Source organism: Roseibium sp. (genome assembly GCF_965233565.1).
Classification (GTDB): domain Bacteria; phylum Pseudomonadota; class Alphaproteobacteria; order Rhizobiales; family Stappiaceae; genus Roseibium.
In genome coordinates this window covers 4966582-4986966 of record NZ_OZ247494.1, presented here as the reverse complement: position 1 = coordinate 4986966, position 20385 = coordinate 4966582, and the positions used below count along the sequence as shown (strand labels likewise).

Annotated in this window: 15 protein-coding genes; 6 read left to right on the top strand and 9 right to left on the bottom strand. The window is 60.7% G+C overall.

The features are described from left to right. Positions 1–7: 7 nt before the first annotated feature. The 3 genes from ACO6TG_RS22785 to ACO6TG_RS22775 are packed head-to-tail and all read right to left on the bottom strand — an operon-like array spanning position 8 to position 2901. Positions 8–1393, bottom strand: coding sequence for a right-handed parallel beta-helix repeat-containing protein (locus ACO6TG_RS22785; protein WP_422375284.1), 1386 nt, complete (start codon positions 1391–1393; stop codon positions 8–10). Beyond that, positions 1386–1829 (bottom strand): DUF4440 domain-containing protein, encoded by a 444-nt coding sequence (locus ACO6TG_RS22780; RefSeq protein WP_422375283.1) that lies wholly within the window; start codon positions 1827–1829, stop codon positions 1386–1388. Before ACO6TG_RS22780 ends, ACO6TG_RS22785 begins: the two co-directional genes overlap by 8 nt. A gap of 49 nt (positions 1830–1878) precedes the next feature. Beyond that, on the bottom strand, positions 1879–2901 hold the full coding sequence (locus ACO6TG_RS22775; protein WP_422375282.1) for a ligase-associated DNA damage response exonuclease: 1023 nt from the start codon (positions 2899–2901) through the stop codon (positions 1879–1881). Positions 2902–3234: 333 nt separating this feature from the next. On the opposite strand from ACO6TG_RS22775, the gene ACO6TG_RS22770 reads away from it, so the two are divergent. Together ACO6TG_RS22770 and pdeM are read left to right on the top strand one after the other, a co-directional pair. Then, a complete protein-coding gene (locus ACO6TG_RS22770) occupies positions 3235–5739 on the top strand; it encodes a ligase-associated DNA damage response DEXH box helicase (RefSeq protein WP_422375281.1) in 2505 nt (834 codons plus the stop codon). Further along, complete coding sequence (pdeM, locus tag ACO6TG_RS22765) at positions 5736–6473, top strand: ligase-associated DNA damage response endonuclease PdeM (RefSeq protein WP_094074335.1); 738 nt, start codon at positions 5736–5738, stop codon at positions 6471–6473. Before ACO6TG_RS22770 ends, pdeM begins: the two co-directional genes overlap by 4 nt. A gap of 45 nt (positions 6474–6518) precedes the next feature. On the opposite strand, the gene ACO6TG_RS22760 is transcribed toward pdeM, so the two are convergent. From ACO6TG_RS22760 to ACO6TG_RS22740, 5 genes are all read right to left on the bottom strand, one after another. Continuing rightward, positions 6519–6899 carry a hypothetical protein gene (locus ACO6TG_RS22760; RefSeq protein WP_422375280.1) on the bottom strand — a complete coding sequence of 127 codons (381 nt, stop codon included), beginning with the start codon at positions 6897–6899 and terminating at the stop codon, positions 6519–6521. A 237-nt stretch (positions 6900–7136) separates the two neighbouring features. Beyond that, positions 7137–8279, bottom strand: coding sequence for an AI-2E family transporter (locus ACO6TG_RS22755; protein ID WP_422375279.1), 1143 nt, complete (start codon positions 8277–8279; stop codon positions 7137–7139). A 307-nt stretch (positions 8280–8586) separates the two neighbouring features. Continuing rightward, positions 8587–9366 carry a TIGR02186 family protein gene (locus ACO6TG_RS22750; RefSeq protein ID WP_422375278.1) on the bottom strand — a complete coding sequence of 260 codons (780 nt, stop codon included), beginning with the start codon at positions 9364–9366 and terminating at the stop codon, positions 8587–8589. Next, positions 9363–10292, bottom strand: coding sequence for a sulfite exporter TauE/SafE family protein (locus tag ACO6TG_RS22745; protein WP_094074331.1), 930 nt, complete (start codon positions 10290–10292; stop codon positions 9363–9365). Before ACO6TG_RS22745 ends, ACO6TG_RS22750 begins: the two co-directional genes overlap by 4 nt. A 193-nt stretch (positions 10293–10485) precedes the next feature. After that, positions 10486–14457, bottom strand: a complete 3972-nt coding sequence (locus tag ACO6TG_RS22740) for a peptidoglycan-binding protein (RefSeq protein ID WP_422375277.1) — start codon at positions 14455–14457, stop codon at positions 10486–10488. A 424-nt stretch (positions 14458–14881) separates the two neighbouring features. Between ACO6TG_RS22740 and ACO6TG_RS22735 the strand changes: the two genes are divergently transcribed. Next, positions 14882–15343: a MerR family transcriptional regulator gene (locus ACO6TG_RS22735; protein ID WP_094074329.1), complete on the top strand. Its 462-nt coding sequence runs from the start codon at positions 14882–14884 to the stop codon at positions 15341–15343. 87 nt (positions 15344–15430) lie between these two features. On the opposite strand, the gene ACO6TG_RS22730 is transcribed toward ACO6TG_RS22735, so the two are convergent. Continuing rightward, positions 15431–16186 (bottom strand): VOC family protein, encoded by a 756-nt coding sequence (locus ACO6TG_RS22730; protein WP_422375276.1) that lies wholly within the window; start codon positions 16184–16186, stop codon positions 15431–15433. 336 nt (positions 16187–16522) lie between these two features. Here ACO6TG_RS22730 and ACO6TG_RS22725 point away from each other — a divergent pair, with 336 nt between their 5' ends. The 3 genes from ACO6TG_RS22725 (at position 16523) to ACO6TG_RS22715 (ending at position 20305) form a co-directional block, all read left to right on the top strand. After that, positions 16523–18319, top strand: a complete 1797-nt coding sequence (locus tag ACO6TG_RS22725; protein WP_422375275.1) for an acyl-CoA dehydrogenase C-terminal domain-containing protein — start codon at positions 16523–16525, stop codon at positions 18317–18319. A 114-nt stretch (positions 18320–18433) separates the two neighbouring features. Continuing rightward, positions 18434–19072 (top strand): glutathione S-transferase family protein, encoded by a 639-nt coding sequence (locus tag ACO6TG_RS22720; protein ID WP_422375274.1) that lies wholly within the window; start codon positions 18434–18436, stop codon positions 19070–19072. 24 nt (positions 19073–19096) lie between these two features. Next, positions 19097–20305: an acetyl-CoA C-acetyltransferase gene (locus tag ACO6TG_RS22715; protein WP_422375273.1), complete on the top strand. Its 1209-nt coding sequence runs from the start codon at positions 19097–19099 to the stop codon at positions 20303–20305. Positions 20306–20385 lie beyond the last annotated feature (80 nt).

Sequence of the window (20385 nt, the reverse complement as noted above, 5' to 3'; positions counted from 1 at the left end):
TCTTCGCTTAAGAAGGGGCTTCTGCCGGGGAAGGGCAATGCGGCGTTGCCGCCGAGCCGTTTTGGCTAAGCGTGGTGCCGACATGCTCCCCTTCGGCAAGGAAACTGTTTTCCAGAAATCCCTTTCCCGACGGGGAGACCGCGAGGTTTCCCTCTATAGCCGTGTCCCTCAATGGCCGGTCCAGATACCGGGCTCTGAAGGGGCTACCCAGGTAGAGATATTCAAAGTCGCCTATGAAAAGATTGTCGGCAACCACGTTGCCATCGTCCTCTATGCGGATGCCTGTTTTCAGCTCTTCGAAGCAGTTGTTTTCGTACCGGTTGTCCTTGGCGAAATCCTCAAAGAGATAAAGGGCCACCGGAAACGGCCAGCGCGGTTCCGGTGCTCTGTCGTCAACAAGCCCAGCGATCAGTTCCGGATTGAAATGATAGCCGAGGAAAGCATCGGACACGCCCCAGGGGCGCTCTGACATCATGATCGTGAGCGGAACAGGGTTTTCGTAGGGGCTTTTGTCGCCGCAGTCCCAGGTCACCAGGTCACGCGCCTGGCGGGATGCAACCCAGATGCCGATGTCCATGTTGCGGAACGTGTTACCACGGATGACGTTCCCGTCTGAGCCTTGCAATCGCGGGCGGCTTTCAGGGTTGGTGGTATGGAATTCCCAACAGTTCTTGTAATGAAAGATGCCACCGAACGCGTTGCCATCAAACACGTTGTCTTCAATCAGATTAAACGCCGAGCCGTCGACGGACAGCCCTTCTCTGCGTGTCGGGCCAATCCGGCGAATGCCCCGGTTGGTGAACAGGCCATTGTTGCGGATAAGATTGCCTGAAACGACGTTTTTCTGCGATCCGTGTTCCAGATAGACGCCCACATGGTGGCCGTCTTCAACGATCGAATTGCGGATCGTCGCACCGACCACATAGTGATCGACGAAGACGCCGGTCATGTAGGAACTCGTGATGGTCAGGTGATCAAGCACCACGCCCTGCGAAGAATTGGCCCGTGCCTCATCCCGGGCGGCGGCATCATCCGCCGGCGTTTGGCCTTCGATCAGCACACCACCCGTGTCGTGCAGACGGCAATCGCGGATGATCACGTTTTTCAAGCCCGGCCGGATCGTGATCCCGCGCCGGGTCATGCCGGCAATGGTCGCCCCACGGCAATCAAGCAGGACATCGCTGTGGCTGATGACAAGCGGGCTTGTGTAACGGCACCCGGTCTCCAGAAGGGTTAACCCGGTAACGATGTCGGGCGGCTCACATGCACGCAGGTCTTCAGGCGCGGGCGTCAATGCGCCGGGTTCGGCTGCGGCCTCCGCCGCTGTTGCGGCTGCGGTGAGGGCAACCAGCAAACAACCGGCAATGCGGAGCAACACACCGCGACTATTCATTGACGATACAGGCAATGACCCAGTCGGCACCGTCCTGGATCAGCTGATAATGGCAGGTGAATTCGAAAACCGCTTCACCGTCCGAGCTTTCCTGGGTCCAGTCGAGGGTTACCAGTGCGGTCGAACCGCTGACATGGCTCGAGACAACGTGAAAGTCGGAATGGCTGACGCCTTCTTTTTCCAGCGCCTTTAAGAGGGCCTCGATGTTTTCGATCAGCTCTTCGTCGTCGTTGAAGACGTGGCCCTTTTCATGCTGCCAGATGATCGCCGGCAGCGCGAAGCAGTCGCAGATGCGGTCAATGTCATAGTCGTTGAAGCCGGCCTGATAGTCGTCAAAAAGCTGGGCAATCACCTCTTCGGCATCGCCGTTGCTGTCTGTGCCGGCGCCATTGGTCGAACCATTGCCGGTTCCCTGATATCCACCGTCGTCCGCCATGCGTGCCTCCCCAAAGGATTGAACCACCGGTTGACTAGCGCGGGTCGGTTTAAGGTTCTGTAACCGGCGCTGCGTCGGTATCCTCGCCGTCATCATAGCCTATCATATTGAGGCGGCGAGCGTTTCGTCCATTCAATTCACACCAGTGGACAAGCGCCTCCTCAGCGCCATGGGTGACCCAGATCTGTTCGGCGCCGGTCTCCAGGATCGTTCTGCACAAATCGTCCCAGTCGGCATGATCGGACAGGATCAAGGGCAATTCAGCCCCGCGCTGGCGCGCCCTTGCCCGCACGCGCATCCAGCCCGAGGCCATCGCGGCGACCGGGTCGCCGAAGCGTCGGGCCCAGCGGTCGCTCAACTGGCCGGGCGGACAGAGCACGATTTCGCCCGCAAGCTCCTTGCCGCGCTTTCCGACCGGCTCGACCGGCCCGAGCGCGATGCCCTGGCTCTCGTAATAGGCCGTCAGCTTTTCCAGGGCACCATGAAGAAAGATGGTCTTGCCATAACCGGCTGCTCTCAGTTCGCCAATCACGCGCTGCGCCTTGCCAAGCGCGTAGGCACCGACAAGATGCGTCTGTTCGGGAAACAGATCCAGAGACGCAAGCAGTTTGCCGATTTCCTCCGAGGCGGGCGGATGACGAAACACCGGCAAGCCAAACGTCGCTTCCGTCACGAACGTATCGCAGGGCACAAGTTCAAACGCTGCGCAGGTCGGATCGGACTGACGTTTGTAATCACCGGACACAACGGTTCGCCGCCCCTTCGCTGCCAACAAAACCTGTGCGGAGCCCAGAACGTGCCCGGCCGGGTGCAGGGTGACCGACACTCCGCCAACCTGCAGCGTTTCCCCATAGCCGATCTCTTGTGCCTGACCGCAAAAATTCTCGCCGTAGCGGATGGCCATGATGTCGAGCGTCTGCCGGGTCGCCAGCACCGCACCGTGCCCTGCCCGCGCATGATCGGCATGGCCGTGGGTGATGATGGCCTTTTCAACCGGGCGAACCGGATCGATATGCGCACCGGCTTCGGCGGAATAGAGGCCTTCCGGCGTGAGTGTGAGGAGTTCGGACATTCTTAGAGTAATAGGTCTCTTGAGCGGGTTTGTCAGTGCTGGTCCGTGGTCGATTGATGCGCAGCTCAAAAAGTCTCTAGCTTTTTCATCCCGGACGAAGCGCAGCGGAGATCCGGGACCCTGGACGCCCGGGCAGCCGTTCTTTTTCAAAACAGTCGCAGCAGGTTCCCGGGTTCCCGCTTTCGCGGGGATGACAGGTGCTGGAATAGCATCGTGCGCTCTTCCAGCAACTTTGCGCCCCGCACTTCAACGACAAGCCTCACAAGAACACAAGCAGAACAAATTTACCCCTCCCCCCTCGCCTTTTGCGGGCGGCTCACCTACAACAGGCTGATGGACGTGCAGCTGCTTCCCAATCGGTTCCAGAGCTGGTTTGCCGCGCGAGGCTGGGCGCCTCGGCCGCATCAGTTGCAGCTGATCGATCATCTTGCCCAGGGTCATTCCACGCTGCTGATCGCCCCCACCGGTGCCGGCAAGACGCTCGCCGGTTTTTTGCCCAGTCTCGTTGAGCTGGAAGCCCGTGGCAAACGCAAACCGGGGGCGGCCGGAAGCGGCATTCACACACTCTATATCTCGCCGCTGAAGGCGCTCGCTGTCGACATTGCCCGCAACCTGGAGGCTCCTGTTTCGGAAATGGGCCTGCCGGTCAAGCTGGAAACACGCACCGGCGACACGCCCTCTCACAAGCGCCAGCGGCAGAAACTGAACCCGCCGGATATCCTTTTGACCACACCGGAGCAGATCGCCCTGCTCCTGTCGGACCCGGCCTCGGCCCGGCTCTTCGCGTCTCTGAAAACCGTCATACTCGACGAGCTGCACGCGCTGGTGACCTCCAAGCGCGGCGATCTCCTGGCGCTCGGCCTTGCACGACTGCGGCGCCTCGCGCCGGGTCTCAGGACCATCGGCCTGTCGGCAACGGTTGCCGAACCGGATGATCTCAGGGCCTATCTGGTCGATCAGCCGGAAGCGGATGGCCGCAGCCTGTCGCATATGGTCCAGGTGGCCGGCGGCGCCCAACCGGACATCTCCATCCTCGACAGCGAGGAACGGGTTCCCTGGTCCGGCCATTCCTCGCGCTACGCGGTGCGCGATATCTATGAACAGATCAAGAAACACAATGTCTCCCTTTTGTTCGTGAACACCCGAAGCCAGGCGGAAATGGTGTTCCAGGAGCTTTGGCGGATCAACGACGACACGCTGCCAATCGCGCTTCACCACGGCTCGCTCGATGTCGGTCAGCGTCGCAAGGTGGAAGCGGCCATGGCCTCCGGTGGCCTGCGTGCCGTTGTCGCGACATCGTCGCTCGACATGGGCATCGACTGGGGCGACATCGACCTGGTCATCAATATTGGCGCGCCGAAAGGGGCCAGCCGGCTGGCACAGCGGATCGGACGTGCCAATCACCGGATGGACGAACCGTCCAAGGCCATTCTGATCCCCTCCAACCGGTTTGAGGTGCTGGAGTGCCAGGCCGCGCTGGCGGCCTCCAAACGCGGAGAGCAGGACACCCCGCCCCTGCGCCAAGGGGCGCTTGATGTGCTGGCCCAACACCTGCTCGGCCTCGCCTGCGCCGACCCGCTCGACGCGCTGGCAACCTATGAAGAGATCCGCTCGTCGGAGACCTACCGGCACCTCACCTGGGAGACTTTTGAAAGCGTGCTCGACTTCGTGGCGACCGGCGGCTATGCGCTCAAGAGCTACGACCAGTATGCCAAGCTGCGGAAAGGCAAGGACGGGCTCTGGCGGATCGCCCATCCAAAGATTGCCCAACAGTACCGGCTCAATGTCGGCACCATTGTCGAAGCGCCGATGCTGAAGGTTCGGCTGGTGCGCTCGAAAGCCGACGGACGGCGCACGCCGGTCGGCCGTGGCGGCCGGGTGCTTGGCGAGATGGAAGAGTATTTCATCGAACAGATGTCGCCAGGCGACACGTTTCTGTTCGGCGGTGAGGTCGTGCGCTTCGAGGGCCTGCGCGAAAACGAGGCCTATGTCTCACGCACCAAATCCGACAACCCGATGATCCCGTCCTATATGGGTGGCAAGTTTCCGCTCTCCACCTATCTGGCCGAAGGCGTCAGGACCATGCTGGCAACGCCTTCATCATGGAAAGCCCTGCCGGACCAGGTCCGGGAGTGGCTGGAGATCCAGAAGGACAAGTCAGTGCTGCCGGCACGTGACGGGCTGCTGGTGGAAACCTTTCCACGCGCCAACAAGCACTACATGGTGTGTTATCCGTTCGAGGGCCGGCTGGCCCATCAGACCCTCGGCATGCTCCTGACAAAACGGCTTGAACGGCTGGGGGCCCGCCCGCTCGGATTTGTCGCCAATGACTATGCCCTCTCGGTCTGGGGCCTCGGCGATCTCTCCTTGCTGTTCTCGTCCGGCAAGATCCCGCTCGACCAACTGTTCGAAGAAGACATTCTCGGGGACGATCTCGATGCCTGGCTGGCTGAATCCAGTCTGATGAAACGCACATTCCGCAACTGCGCGGTGATTGCCGGGCTGATCGAGCGACGCCATCCGGGACTGGAAAAAACGGGACGGCAGGTCACCGTTTCCTCGGATCTGATCTACGATGTCCTGCGCGCCCACGAGCCCGATCACATCCTGCTCAAGGCCACCTGGAACGATGCGGCCGAAGGACTTCTGGATATCTCGCGACTGGGGGAACTTCTTGCCAGAATTCGCGGACGAATCACGCATACTGGTCTTCCACATGTCTCTCCCCTCGCGGTGCCCATTCTGCTGGAAATCGGCAAGGAACCGGTCTACGGGGAAGCCATCGACACGCTGCTGGCGGACGCGGCGGAAGAAATGATCCTGGAGGCCATGGAATGAGTGCCCTGACATCTCATTTGCGCAAATATGCTGCTGCGCCGGTGTGTCATGACATTCAGATCAACGGTCAGCTGGTCGGCCTGCATGACAGCGGTGTCCTGTGGTGGCCGGATGAATCCATTCTCATCGTCGCCGACCTGCATCTGGAAAAAGGCTCCAGCTATGCCCGTCGTGGCGTGATGCTGCCACCTTACGATACCGGCGCGACGCTGGAGAAACTCGCAGGTGTCATCGACACGTTCGATCCGGCCTGCGTCATCTGCCTTGGAGACAGTTTCCACGATCCGGACGGCTCCGACCGCCTGCCCGCCCCCTACCGCGCCATGCTGACGACGTTGCAGCTCGGCCGGGAATGGATCTGGGTCACCGGCAATCACGACCCGGTTGCTCCGGTCAGGCTCTGTGGCGTGACGGTGGAGGAAATCACCATCGGGCCGCTGACCTTTCGCCACGAACCGATCGAAAAGGTCGGCTCCTCGGAAGCGGCCGGTGAAGTCTGCGGTCATTTGCATCCTGCGGCCCGCGTGCGCCGTTTCGGCCGGTCGATCCGCCGCGCCTGCTTCGTCACCGACGGCTCCCGTCTGGTCCTGCCGGCCTTTGGCGCCCTGACCGGCGGCCTCAATGTCACCGACAAGGCCTACAGCATGATCTTCCGCCGCCGCCAGTTCTCGGTGTTCATGCTGGGCAATGACCGCCTGTTCCCGTTCACGGCGACGCGGCTCGTCGGAGACTGACACCGGTCCCATTGCGGTGTTGCCGCCGGCTTTAACGCACCCGCTCTACTGGCTGAACGGCAGTGAGTATCTCATTTTTCCACTCGGCAACTGACGCGCAAGAAGTGTGATCTCTGTACCCACAGGTGGAAGTGTCGGCTTGTAAGCCCTGATCCTGATTTCCTTGCCATCCTCAAGCCGTACGCGCAGGTAAGCGACGTGCGAGCCTTCGTCGTTTTGCACTCTCGTGTGGTGCAACAGTGTACCGCGCAGCTCGGTATAGGGCAGCTCGGCGAACTGCGTTTGTTTTGTCAGCACGAAAATGACAAGTGCGAGCAATGGACCGATGATCGCCGACACAATGACAATGGACTTCAACCGTTGCCACAACAGGTACCTGCTTAGTCTATCCACGACGACGTCATCCAAAAAAAGCCAGATAATCAATGCCCCTGAACGCTTTCCCGGACAACCTGCCTCAACACCTTCGCTGGTGGCGTGAATTGCAGGCAGCCGCTTTCAATACGGCATGGCACCTGGACAGCAGACCCAGACATTCACGAAAACTCAAATCAGCCGGTAGCCCACCCAGGCCAGCACCGCAATTGCGACCGCTGCCAGAATGACCGTCTTGCGCAACTCCTTGCGCAGAAAAGTGTCGAGCTCCTTGCTCATGTGCCGTCCTTATTTCCCTTCCCGTTCGGGTCCCGGTGCCTCGGCCTCGCCCCTCTCCTCTTCACCGACCTTTACCCAGGCAATGACCAGCTCATAGAACACCGCCAGAATGACAGGCCCGAGAAACAGGCCCAGCAACCCGTGGGCAATCGTGCCGCCCAGCACGCCGATCAGGATTACCAGCATCGGCACGTCCAGACCGCGCGACATCAGGATCGGCCGAAGCACGTTGTCGACCAGCATCACCGGAACCATGAGAACGGTGAAGAGCAGCGCCGGCACCAGGTCCCAGGAACTCCAGGCCCAGATGATGGTCGGCAGGATGACCAGAGCCGGACCGATCTGGATGATACACAGAAACAGGGCGACGAAGGTCAGGAGACCGGCCAGCGGCACGGCAAAGGCGATCAGCAAGATGCCGGTCAAGAGCCCCTGAATGACGGCAACGCCGATCACGCCGCGCGAGACGTTGCGGATTGTTGCGCCCGCCAGATCCACGAATTCCGCACCGCGTGGCGCGATGATCCGGTCGGCAACGCGTTTCGCGCCTCTGGCCAGGGACGGACCCGGCACGAAGAGGCAGCCGGCGAGGATGATCGAGACAACAAAAAACAAGACGGATCCGCTCAAGGAAGCCAGGACGGACAGGATCCGTCCACCGGCCGGCACCACCATCGGGCCGATCTTGGCAAAGAGTGCCTCCAGCCCCTGCCCGGCCGTCTGCCAAAAGTCTGCGATCTTGCTGCCGATGATGGGCAGTGTGGCCACTCTTTCCGGCAATACCGGCATTTTCAGACCACCCGCAGTCAGGCTCTGGTACCAGCCCTGAAGCGTTTCCACGAGACTGACCACGAGCACGGCTACCGGGCCTACAACGATGGCGAGGCACAGGAGTGTCACAAGGATCGCCGACAGGACCTTGCGCCCCCCCAGCTTGCCCGCCAGCCAGGAATAGGCCGGGTAAAGCGCAACGGTGAGCACCACTGCCCAGAGCAGGAACAGGAAAAACGGTGCGATCAGCTGCAGCGAGAAATAGGCGAACAGCCCGAGAACCCCGAGCCGGACGGCGATGTCGATGACCCTGGCGTCGATCGACGGTTCCGATTTGCCAGTCTCGGTGGCATGAGGTTCGTTCGAAGACTGATCTGCCATGTTCCCCACCATAATGATCTGAAAAATCAATAAGCTCGACAATACCGGCCGGACACCGGACTTCCAGCAGAAAATGAGGGAAACGAGAAGCAGTCAGAGCATATTGCCGCCAAGGCAACCCTGCTTTCGATCGACCTCATCCTGAGGACGGCCTGCGGCCTGTCTAAAAAGATGGACCAAATACAGCGGAGCAAGTGGCCTCCGTCGAGACGCCTGACTGTGCCAGGCTCCTCTGGCGACGACTGTTCTTTAGAGTGGGGTTCGTTCGAACAAGGTGAAGAGCTTGCCGGGTTTCAGCCCCGCCTCCTCAATCCTTGCGGAAGATCACGCCGGCGAGCCAGCCGGTGAAGATGGCCAGCGCGACGGCCAGCACGCCGTAGACAAGCGGATAGTTCTGGGCCAGCTGGAACGTGATCTGCTCAAAGCCCGTCTTGGCAACCGACAGCATCTGTTCGGTCTGCGAGACGAGTTCACCATGGTGAAACAGAAAGCTCTTCACCTTGTATTCGCCCACCGGGATGGTTGCCGGCAGGGGAATATTCGTGCGGAACATGGTTTCGGTGAGGAACTCGATCGAGGTTTCCTGTTCCGAATAGAGGCCGGTCTCTTCGCGCAGCCGGATGAAGGCACGGCGGAAGTCGTCGCGGTCGGCCAGGGCCACATTGGAGGAGCCGGACACCGCGAGGTTGATATGATTGAGGCCGATGCCGAGGTCGTCCAGGATCGTGCGGTTGGCCATGGCGCCGATATCGACCGTGCTGGCGACCGCATAGAAGGACGGCACGTTCTGGAACCGCTCCGCCTCGCGATTGACCCAGACACCGAGGAAGCGCCCCTTGCGCCGCGTGGTGATGTCCTGAGGCGGACCTTCCACGACGATTGCCAGCTCATAGCCGCTCGGATCATTGGGCTGGCGTTCGATATTGCTCGCCTGGCCGAAAATAACAATTTCCGTACCGGTGAAATTCGACTGGATCGAGATCACGTCGGACGACAGTGACGTCACAAGGTCGAGACCATGCCGGTTCTGCGCTTGGGCCTGGGTCGCAGCAAGGCTCAGGAGCAGCAAAAGGAAGAAGCGGATCATGCGCCCGCGCCTTTCCGAATGGCGATGGAATAAAGATCATCCGGCACCAGCAACAGGTCCACCGCAAAGCGCAGCCCGACCCCGAGAACCAGAAGCGCCAGAAGCAACCGGAGCTGGTCGCCACGCAGGTTCTGCCCCATCCGGGCACCAAACTGGGCACCGATGACACCGCCGATCATCAGTGTCATGGCAAGGACGATATCGACGGTCTTGGTGCCCATGGCATGAAAGATGGTGGCGGCCGCCATCGTGAACAGGATCTGAAACAACGAGGTGCCGATAACGATGCTGGTCGGCACACGCAGCAGGTAGATCAGCGCGGGCACCATCATGAAGCCGCCGCCAATGCCGAGCACCGTGCCGAGAAAACCGATGATCGCTCCAAGGCCAACAACGGGTATGACGCTGACATAGAGCTTGGACCGGCGAAACCGGACCTTGAGTGGCAGACCGTGGATCCAGTTGTGCTGACCCGGCTTGCGAGCCTTAGGCGCTGCGCCCGATTTGCGCCGCCGGATGGCCCGGACAGATTCGAACAGCATCAGGCCACCGATCGTGCCGAGAAAGGTGACATAGGACAGGGAGATCACCAGATCCAACTGCCCGACCGACTGCAACACCTCGAACAAAACGACGCCGACCAGCGAGCCCATGACACCGCCGGCCAGCAAGATACTGGCAAGTTTCATGTCGATGGCCTTGCGGCGCCAATAATTGACCACCGCAGAGGCCGAAGAGGCGACGACCTGGGTCGTCACGGTGGCAACTGACACGGCCGGTGGAATGCCGGAAAAGATCAGGAGAGGTGTCAGCAGAAAACCGCCGCCGATGCCGAACAGGCCGGAGAGAAAGCCCACAGCACCGCCCATCGCAAATATCACAAAGATATTGACCGGTATCTCGGCTATGGGCAGGTATAATTGCACAGGGTCACGCCGGAACTGACTGCAGACAAGTCTGCTGAAAGACTACAGTTAAATTGGTTAAAGACCTGTGCTGACCGGTGTGTCAACCGGCCAGCGGCCCTGTTCGGTTCGTTGCGGCGTTTTTTGGCTGGAACCAGTCGTTTTTTCTGCGCCCTGTGGCAGGTATGCTGCCAGCAGGGTTCCTGTCTGGTCCTCAGATCGCCTGGCTCTTGAGTTCATCCATCAAACGATTGTCGACTTCGCCCGTTTCCGGCAGACCGAGACTGCGCTGGAAGGCCCGGATCGCGCTGCGGGTACGTGGCCCCATCTGACCGTCCGGCGTCCCGGTATCAAACCCAAGATAGTTGAGCTTGTCCTGGGCTTCGCGGATCATTGCAGTGTTGTCGACCGTTTTCACCGCTGCCTTCTCGGCAGGCAGCGAGGCGCTGTCGCTCCAACCCGGTTCCAAGGTCACCTTGTTGGCCGCCGGTACCGGCGTTTTCAGCGAGAATTGCTCGACTGCCAGACGCGCGTTGGCCAGGGCTTCCTGATCCATCATGTTGGCAACGTCATCCCGGCGTTTGGCTGCTTCCGGATCCCCCTGGTCGGCCGCGATCGCAAACCACTTGTAGCTTGCCACCAGATCCTTATCGACGCCGATGCCGCCAGCATAGAGGATGCCGAGATTGAACAAGCTGTCCTTGACCCCGAAATTCGCGGCCTGTTCGAACCACTTGGCAGCCGCGGCATAATCCGGCTGCGTACCGCCGCCTTCGGCAAACAGAACCGCCAGATTGTGCATGGCCTTGGCGTTTCCAGCTTCAGCAGCCTTGGTGTACCAGGCCTTCGCCTTCGGCACATCTTTCTCCACGCCACGGCCCTTTTCATAGAGGCTGGCGAGACGATACTGGGCCGGTGCGAGCCCCTTGTCCGCGGCTTTCTGGTACCAGACGGCGGCCTTCGAGAGGTCCGCCGGGACACCGCTGCCCTCGGTGTACTTGACCCCGACCATGAACTCCGCTGCGGCATTGCCGCTAGCGGCCGCGCTGCGCAAGGCCATCGGGCCGACGCCTTCCGGCGGCAGGGACGCAATCAGGTTCGACGGCACGTCGCCGGTGCCCGCAGGCTTGAAACCGCCGCTGGTATCGGCCGGCGGCGCGCCGAAGCTGCCGGAGACACCGGCAGGCGGTGCAAAGGCCAGATCGCTTTCTGGCGTTGCCGGGGCGGTTGCCGAGGCAGCCTGGACATTTTCGGAACGGGAAACCGGTGCCGCGTCTGCCGGGGCGGCAACCACCGCCGGTGTCTCGACAGGGACAACAGGCTCGGTTCCCGGCCCGCTTTCGTTGCTTCGGCTTTCCGCCTGCGCGGTCGATGTGGCTTCCGCCTCCTGCGGCGCGGCAGGGGCAGTGGCGGTCTCGGCAGGCGCCGGGACCACATTTTCCGCCACCTGTGTTTCCTGCGGAACGGAGGCGACCTGGTTGCCTTCTTCCGGACCGGACGACGCCAGCCGGAAAACTTGCAGCGTGCCGATCAGCAGCACCACCGCGGCGGCCGTGTAGAGGATGGCACGGCGGCGACCACCAGAGCCTTGCGGAGCTTCCGGTGCGGGCCGGTCGCCAGGTAGAACGGCTGCTTCTTCAGCTTCGAACGCACGATCCGTGACATCTTCCGGGCTGAGCTGCAGATCCTCGTCCTGCTTGTCCTCGTCTTGTTTCTTCGCCGACTTGTCGCGCTTCAGCACGTTGCGCAGCCAGCCTACGCGCGCCTTGCCGCGTTCTTCATCGGCGGCGTCCGCGTCGTCATCGACCTTCTGCTTTTTCTCGAGCTGAGCGGCCTCTGCCGAAGCGGCCTGGGCAGCGCGGCGCGCGGCGGCAATGAAGTCGGCCTTGCGATCCCTTGCCCGGTCTTCGGAATGCTGACCCTCAGCCGGTTGTTCGAGATGCGGCGTGGCATCCTCTTTTTCCGGCTGCGGCGTGCGGCTGAACAGCGGAGCGGGTTCCTCGACCTTGAGCGGCGAGAAGCTTGCTGCCGGTGCAGCCGGTGCCGGCTTCTTCGGTTGCGCCTTCTCGACGCGTTCCAGGTTGTCCAACCGCTCGGTGAGCGACCCCAGCACGGATTTCACACCGTCAAATGTATTGCGGGTCCGCTCTTCGCTGCCTTCCGCGGCATCCAGCAGTTTTCTCAGATCACCCTGAAGCTGATTGATTGCCTCGTCATATTGCGTGTTCTGAGGTGCAGGGGCATTCGCAACAGCTTCCCTGGCAGCCTGCTTGGCAATATCCGCGACATCCTCACGGGTCTGTGCCAGCCCTTTTTCAAGTCGCTCGAAATAGGGTGAGAACTGATCGACACTGAAAGCCTTCGACGAAGTGCTTTCAATTTGCGCCGCAAGGGCCGCAACCTTTTCGCCCAGCTGCTCGAAACGACCGTCATCCGTCACTTCCGACCCTTTGGACACAATCTGTGCCAGATCGGAGATCCGCTGTTCCAGCGCTTCGGTGTTCGGTGGGGTTGCCACGCTGGCGCGCATGGAACCGATTTCATGGCGCAGCTTATCGAGGTCGGACGTGGTGACACGATCCTGGGGTTGATCCAGACGCGCCGTCAGATCGTTCAGGCGGTCCTGCAGCTGGTTCAGGAACTTGGTGTCCTGTCCGCCGCTGGCGCGCATGGTCGCGGCGTCCAGGACGGGCACCGGACGTGAGGATTTCTTCTCAATCGTGTCGATCTTGCCGGAAATTGCCTCAAGACGTTTTTCCAGGGCCTCGAAAGCACCGGTGTCCGCAACGGCTGGCAGAGGGTCTGCCTGCTCCATGCGCTCGAGGCGATCGACGATCTCGTCGAGCCGACGGTCGACTTTCGACAGATGGGCATTGTCCGCAGGCGCTGCCCGGTCGTCCGCCATCATGCCGACAATGTCTTCCAGCCGGCCCTGAAGCCGTGAAATCGTCTCCGGCTCGGGCATACGCTCTTCCATGGCGGAGAGACGACTGTCCAGTCCGCGCTGCTCGCGCGCCAGAACTTCCAGATCGTCAAGACGACTGGAGACGAATTTCATGCGGTCGTCGATGCCCTCGACGAGGCCCTTGATGTCGATCTGCTCGACAAATCCACGCACTTCGCGCAGCTCGGCGCGCAGCGGTTCGATATCCGCATGACTCTTGTTCTGCAGCAGCTCTTCCATGCGCTCGGCAATGCTGACCACACGGTCCTCCAGCACCATCATGTGCTCGGAGCGCGGCAGTACCGCGAAGGCATCCTCGATCTCGTTGAGGCGTGCCGTTACACCGCGCAGGATCCGCGGATCCACGGAAGCGCGGGACAGCTCGTCCAGGCGCTGGAGAATATGGGCATAGCCATGTTCGAGGGTCTGGAGCGCACCTTCGACATTGGTGCGGCCGACCATCGACTTCAGATCGGCAACTTCCTTGCGGATCTCCTTGGCAAGCTGGTCGTTCTTCTTGTCGGCGCGCAGACGCTCGACCATGTCCGCCAGGCGGCGCAGTTCGGCATTCTGGCGGCTCACAGTCTCGCTGGTGCCACGGGACAGCCCGCCAAGCGCGTCACGCAGGGAGCCGATCTCGTCGCGCACCTGATTGAAGGCCTTTTCCTGGGGCGCTCTCAGAGCATCGATCCGCCGACCAAGATCCTTGTAGATATGCATTGAGGCATCACGGCTGTCGCGTGCGCTGCGTCCGCCAAAGCGGTTTGCCCGCGGGGCATGGTCGAAGTCGTCTTCTTCGTCCTCGTAGCGATCTTCCTCAGGCAGGTTGTCGATGGCATAGCCGCCTGCACGGCGGGGCCGCCGAGGCGCATTTTCGTAGCGCTCGTCAATGTCGTCGCCGTGCGCCAGTCCCTGAACCTGCTCGTCGAGGCGGTCCAGAGCCCCCATCACCTCGTCCATCCCCGTTTCGCGGCGCGCTGAGCGCCGCCGCGGTGCCGGACGGCGCCCGGCAGGCGCCTCCTGGTCGGCCAGCAGTCGGTCCAGCTCATCGGCAACCGCATCGAGATCCTCGTCCCGTTCGTCCTGGGGATAGCGGTCATGGCCGCCGAGTGACGTCGCCGTGCGGGTCAGCCTTTCAATTCGGCTGCGCGCGGGTTCACGGCGTGGTGCATCGTAATAGTCGTCGCTTTCATACGCATCACGGCCGCGGCGTCCTGCCTCGTGTTTCTTCCAAGCCGGCATGTCTTGACCCTGGACTGACGGTCCTTCGGACCGCTGATGGAACAGTCTGCGCCCGAAAATCGCCCAAGAGGGGACAAGCGCATCGTTTGGTAAGACTTTGTCGGTTTAGGGTAAACAGGCCGTTAATTGGTCTTGCTAAATGCGAAAACTGGCTGTTTTCATATGAAAATTTGCTATCCACAGCCCAATATTATGCGAATCGCCCAAGAGGACATTAACGAATTTTACCAAGGCGACCTTACGCGACTGGACCTTAACGCAAACGTAAGCTAAACAGTGCAGCAGAAACGGGCCGGTCCGATTGCGGATTTCCGCGAGTTTGCGGCCTGAAACCGGGCCTGTGATACCAACGCGGCGCGGGTTTCGATCAAGACAAAACACCAAAATGAGCCGAACAACGGCTGGAAGACGAGTAGATTAGGCTATGAGCGAAGCGCTTTCGATCCTTAACGAAAACGAACTTGTGGACGTCGTGTCCGCAGCAGACGACAGCACAAAGAAGACCCAGTTCACCATCGGCGACCTGTCCAAGGAATTCGGTTGCACCCTCCGGACCCTTCGGTTCTATGAAGACAAGGGCCTGCTCAATCCGAAGCGCGACGGCATGAACCGGATTTACAATCGCCGCGACCGCGCGCGCCTCAAGCTGGTCCTGATGGGCAAGAGCGTCGGCTTCTCCCTCTCCGAAATCCGCGACATGCTTGATCTTTACGACCTGCGCGACGGCCAGGTGACGCAGCTGCGTGTTGCCCTGTCCAAGTTCAATGAACAGATCACGGTTCTGGAAGACCAGCGCAAGGACATCGAGCAGGCAATCGAGGAACTGTCCCGGACGGTCGAGATCGTGTCCGGCATGCTGAAGCAGAAAGAAGCCGAAGAAGCATAAGCTTCCGGGTTGCTCCGATCTGAAAACCGCCGTTCCCGACCGGGATGGCGGTTTTTGCCTTTTTCAGTGGGCGTCACGCGTCGTCTCTCACGTTCGCACCTTTTCCGTTCGAACGCCGAAGACTTCCTCCCACGCGGTCTCTTTAGCTCCCTCGAACACGGTCTCCACATATCCGGCCGCGCCGGCAGCCGGCAGACGGGTGTGCGCCAGGGATGGTCGGTGCTGGACCTCGAAAACCGTATAGGGTCTCTGATAGACCCAGCTCCGGTTTTCGATCGCCCTCGGATCTGCTGATGGCGGTTCCTCTTCCGTGAAGGCATAAAAGTGCAGCGTGAAGCCGTAGCGCTCGACTGGCATGATCGCCAGGCGCTTCATGCCCCAGCCTTCGCACTTTTCAGCAATCAGCTCTTCTGAGGCGCAGCGCAGGGTCAGGAGATTGAGAACGGCACCACCGCCGAACAGTCCCGGGTCGATCGGTGCCGGACTGGCCTCCCCTTGAAAGCGATGTGCGATCAATTCGATCGTAAACCCTTCCGGGTCCTTCAGATGCGCCAGGTAGCCAATGTCGCCAAACTGCTCCGGTTTGCCGACGGGCGTTCCCTTCTCCGCCAACTGGCGGCAGGCAAGGTCCAGATCAGGGACCGCCAGCGCTATTTTCCAGTAAAGATCGTCCGCAGAAGGAACATGATCCGTTTCGGCCGGGACAAAACTCAGCCTCGCGCCCGCGCCCGGGTACCCGATGCTTCGATCCGCAAACTCCACCATGCCCAAGGCGCGGCAATAAAACTCTATCTGAGCGCGCGGATCGCGACTGCGCAATACGATCCTGTCAATCCTCGCCATGCCTTTCCCTGTTCTTCGATAACTGCCGACTGCCTGATTTGGGCTGGTCCGGCCTTGTTATAATTGGTGCCAAACGGCCGGATTTGCCGAATTTAGCGCGAGTAACGTCATTTGCGCCAGATGGGCGGACACTTCAAAAATGCGTCACCTGAACATGAATCCGTGCTGTCAGTGCTCCAAAATCATTCCATTGAGCATGTTTTGGGCGTATTTTTTTGTCATCCCTTCCCTAGGGACACCACTTGCCGGACTGCATCAAGCCGCGTATATAGAGCTCAAGGTGACGTTTACGGAAACGTAAACCTGAGACAAACCGGCAGATCTGGGAGGATTTCCATGCCGAGCTATTCCGCGCCCGTCGATGACACGCTTTTTCTCCTAAAAGATGTATTTGGTTACGAACGCTACTCGAACCTTCCCGGTTTTGCGGATGCCCCGCTGGATCTTGTGGAAGCGATCCTGCGTGAAGGCGGCAAATTTGCCGAGGAAATGCTGCAGCCGCTGAACCAGACCGGCGACCAGCAAGGCTGCACCCGCAACGATGATGGCACGGTGACCACACCCAAAGGGTTCAACGAAGCCTACAAGGCGTTCTGCGAAAACGGCTGGGGCACGCTGTCGGCCGATCCCGATTATGGCGGTCAGGGTCTGCCACATACGCTGGCCACCATCTTCAATGAATATGCCTCCTCGGCCAACATGGCGTTTTCCATGTATCCGGGTCTGACGGCAGGCGCCGTTGCCGCGCTGACCATCCACGGGACGGACGATCAAAAGCAGAAATACCTGCCGAACATGATCGCCGGCACCTGGACCGGCACCATGAACCTGACCGAACCGCATTGTGGAACGGATCTCGGCCTGATCCGGACCAAGGCGGTCCCCCAGGCCGACGGCTCCTACAAGATTACCGGCACCAAGATCTTCATTTCCGCCGGTGAACACGACATGGCGGAAAACATCATCCATCTGGTTCTGGCCCGGATCGAAGGTGCACCGGACGGGGTCAAGGGCATTTCGCTCTTTGTCGTGCCGCGCAACCAGATCGCCGATGACGGATCCGTTGGTGACAAGAACGGCGTCACCTGCGGCTCCATCGAACACAAGATGGGCATCCACGGCAACGCCACCTGCGTCATGAATTATGACGACGCCACCGGCTGGCTGGTCGGCGAGGAGAACAAGGGCCTCAAGGCCATGTTCATCATGATGAACGAAGCCCGCCTCGGCGTTGCCGTACAAGGTCTTTCCCAGTCGGAAGTCGCCTATCAGAACGCGGTCACCTACGCCAAGGACAGGCTTCAGGGCCGTTCGCTCACCGGGCCTAAAAACGCGGACAAGCCCGCCGACCCGATCATCGTGCACCCGGATGTCCGCCGCACGCTGATGTCGATCCGTGCCTTCAACGAAGCGGCACGGGCGCTGGTCATGTGGACCGCGCTTCACGGCGATGTTTCGCATCGCTCCTCCGACGAGAAATCCCGCCAGTATTCCGACGACATGATGGGCCTGATGACACCGGTCCTCAAAGGTGTCCTGACCGACACGGGTTTTGACAACGCGGTCAATGCGCAGCAGATGTATGGCGGTCACGGCTATATCGGCGAATGGGGCATGGAGCAGTTTGTGCGCGATGCCCGCATCGCCATGATCTATGAAGGTGCCAACGGCATTCAGGCGCTGGATCTGGTGGGCCGCAAGTTGCCGGCCAATGGCGGCCGCGCTGTCATGAGCTTCTTCAACGAGGTCAACACCTTCCTGAAGGAAAACAAGGACAACGAAGATCTTGCCGCCTTTACCGGTCCGCTGAAGAAAGGGGCTGACGACCTTCAGGCCGCCACCATGTGGTTCATGAACAATGCCATGAAGAACCCGGATAATGCAGGGGCCGGCTCAACCGACTACATGCATCTCTTTGGACTGGTCGCGCTTGGTTACATGTGGACGCTGATGGCCAAGACCATCAAGGAAAAGCTGGCAGATGGCGCCGGCGACAAGGCCGAGTGGCTGGAGAACAAGCTGGCCTTCGGCACGTTCTTCATGGAACGCACCATGCCGGAAACCGCAGCCCATCTTGCCCGGATCTCGAGCGGTTCGGACACGATGATGTCGCTCGGCGCCGAGGCATTCTGACCCCAACGGCCCGGTCAACGTTTCGTGTGCCCGGGCCGGAAATTCACCCAAGCAAATTGGATCCAATCCGGTTAGTCTCACGTCCGATTCAATTTGCCAGGGAGAAAACACGTTATGGCTGATTACGTTCTTCACTGCATGGCCCAGTCCGGTCACTCCTACAAGGTGGCCCTGATGCTGGAACTGTGTGGCGCCGACTGGAAACCCGAATGGGTCGACTTCTTCAATGGAGAGACCCGGACGGAAGCGTTCCGCTCGACCCTGAACGAAATGGGTGAAGTGCCGGTGCTGGACCACCGCGGCAAGCTTCTGACCCAGTCCGCTGTGATCATGGACTACCTGGTCGAGAAGTTCGGCCGGTTCGGCTGGGACACGGATGAGGAACGCCGCGAAGTGCTGCGCTGGACGATCTTCGACAACCAGAAGGTCTCCGGCATGATCGGCCCGCTCCGGTTCATGCGAACGCTGATCAGGACCGGCGAAACAGAGGTCACGAAATTCCTGGATGGACGCGCCCAATCCGCGCTCGCCATCCTGGACAAGCATTTTGCAAATTCGGAATTCGCCATTGGTGCCAAGCCGACAACCGCCGACTTCTCCCTGTGTGGCTATCTCTATGTCCGGGACGAAACCGGCATCGACTTTGCGCCCTACCCCAATGTCATCGCCTGGCTGGACCGCATCAAGGCCCTGCCCGGCTGGAAACACCCTTATGACCTCATGCCCGGCCATCCGATGCCGGAGACAAACTGAGGACAGACCCTAGAGGAGGATCTGATGCCCGAAGCCTATATCTACGATCACGTGCGTACCCCGCGCGGACGAGGCAAGAAGGACGGCGCCCTGCACGAAGTGCCCGCCGTCCGGCTTGCAGCGACAGCGCTGGAAGCCATACGCGACCGCAACGGGCTCGATACGGCCCGGGTCGATGATGTCGTGCTGGGCTGTGTTGACCCGGTCGGTGAAGCCGGTGGAGACATTGCCCGCGCGGCAGTCTTCGCGGCGGACTACGACACGTCGGTTCCGGGCATGCAGATCAACCGCTTTTGCGCCTCCGGTCTCGACGCCGTCAACATGGGGGCGGCGCAGATCATGTCCGGCCAGCACAAACTCGTCGTTGCCGGTGGTGTGGAAAGCATGAGCCGCGTCGGCCTCGGCGCGTCGGGCGGTGCCTGGCCGATCGAGCCTCAGGTTGCCATCCCCTCCTATTTCATGCCGCAGGGTGTCTCGGCTGACCTGATTGCCACCAAATACGGCTTCAGCCGCGACGACTGCGACGCCTATGCGGTGGAAAGCCAGAAGCGCGCCGGCAAGTCCTGGGAGGACGGCCGGTTTGCCAAATCCGTAGTGCCTGTGAAGGACATCAACGGCATCACCATCCTCGCCAAGGATGAGCACATGCGACCGGACACCGACATGCAGTCGCTCGCGTCGCTCAACCCCTCGTTCGAGATGATGGGCTCCATGGGTGGCTTTGATGCGGTTGGTATCCAGGCCCATCCGGAAGTTGAAGCCATCAAACACGTTCATCACGCGGGCAACTCCTCCGGCATCGTCGATGGCGCTGCCGCCGTCCTGATCGGCTCCAGCACAGCGGGCCGCTCCTCCGGCCTGAAGCCGCGCGCGCGCATCAAGGCCTTTGCCAATATCGGTTCAGAGCCGGCCCTGATGCTTACCGGGCCGGTGGACGTTACCGAGAAGCTTCTGAAAAACGCCAAGATGGAAATGAAGGATCTCGACCTCATCGAGATCAACGAGGCGTTTGCCTCCGTCGTCTTGCGTTATCAGCAGGCTTTCGATCTCGATCCCGAAACCGTCAATGTCAATGGCGGCGCGATTGCACTCGGCCACCCGCTGGGAGCAACTGGCGCCATGATCCTCGGCACCGTGCTCGACGAACTGGAGCGCCGCGATCTCAACACCGCATTGGTGACCCTTTGCATTGGTGCCGGGATGGGAACCGCAACGATCATCGAGCGGGTTTGAGCAATGGCGCAGCCCCTCGCCAGGACCAGGCCCTGCGTGACGGTGACCGCTCCTGCCGAGACCAAACACACCGGAAGCGG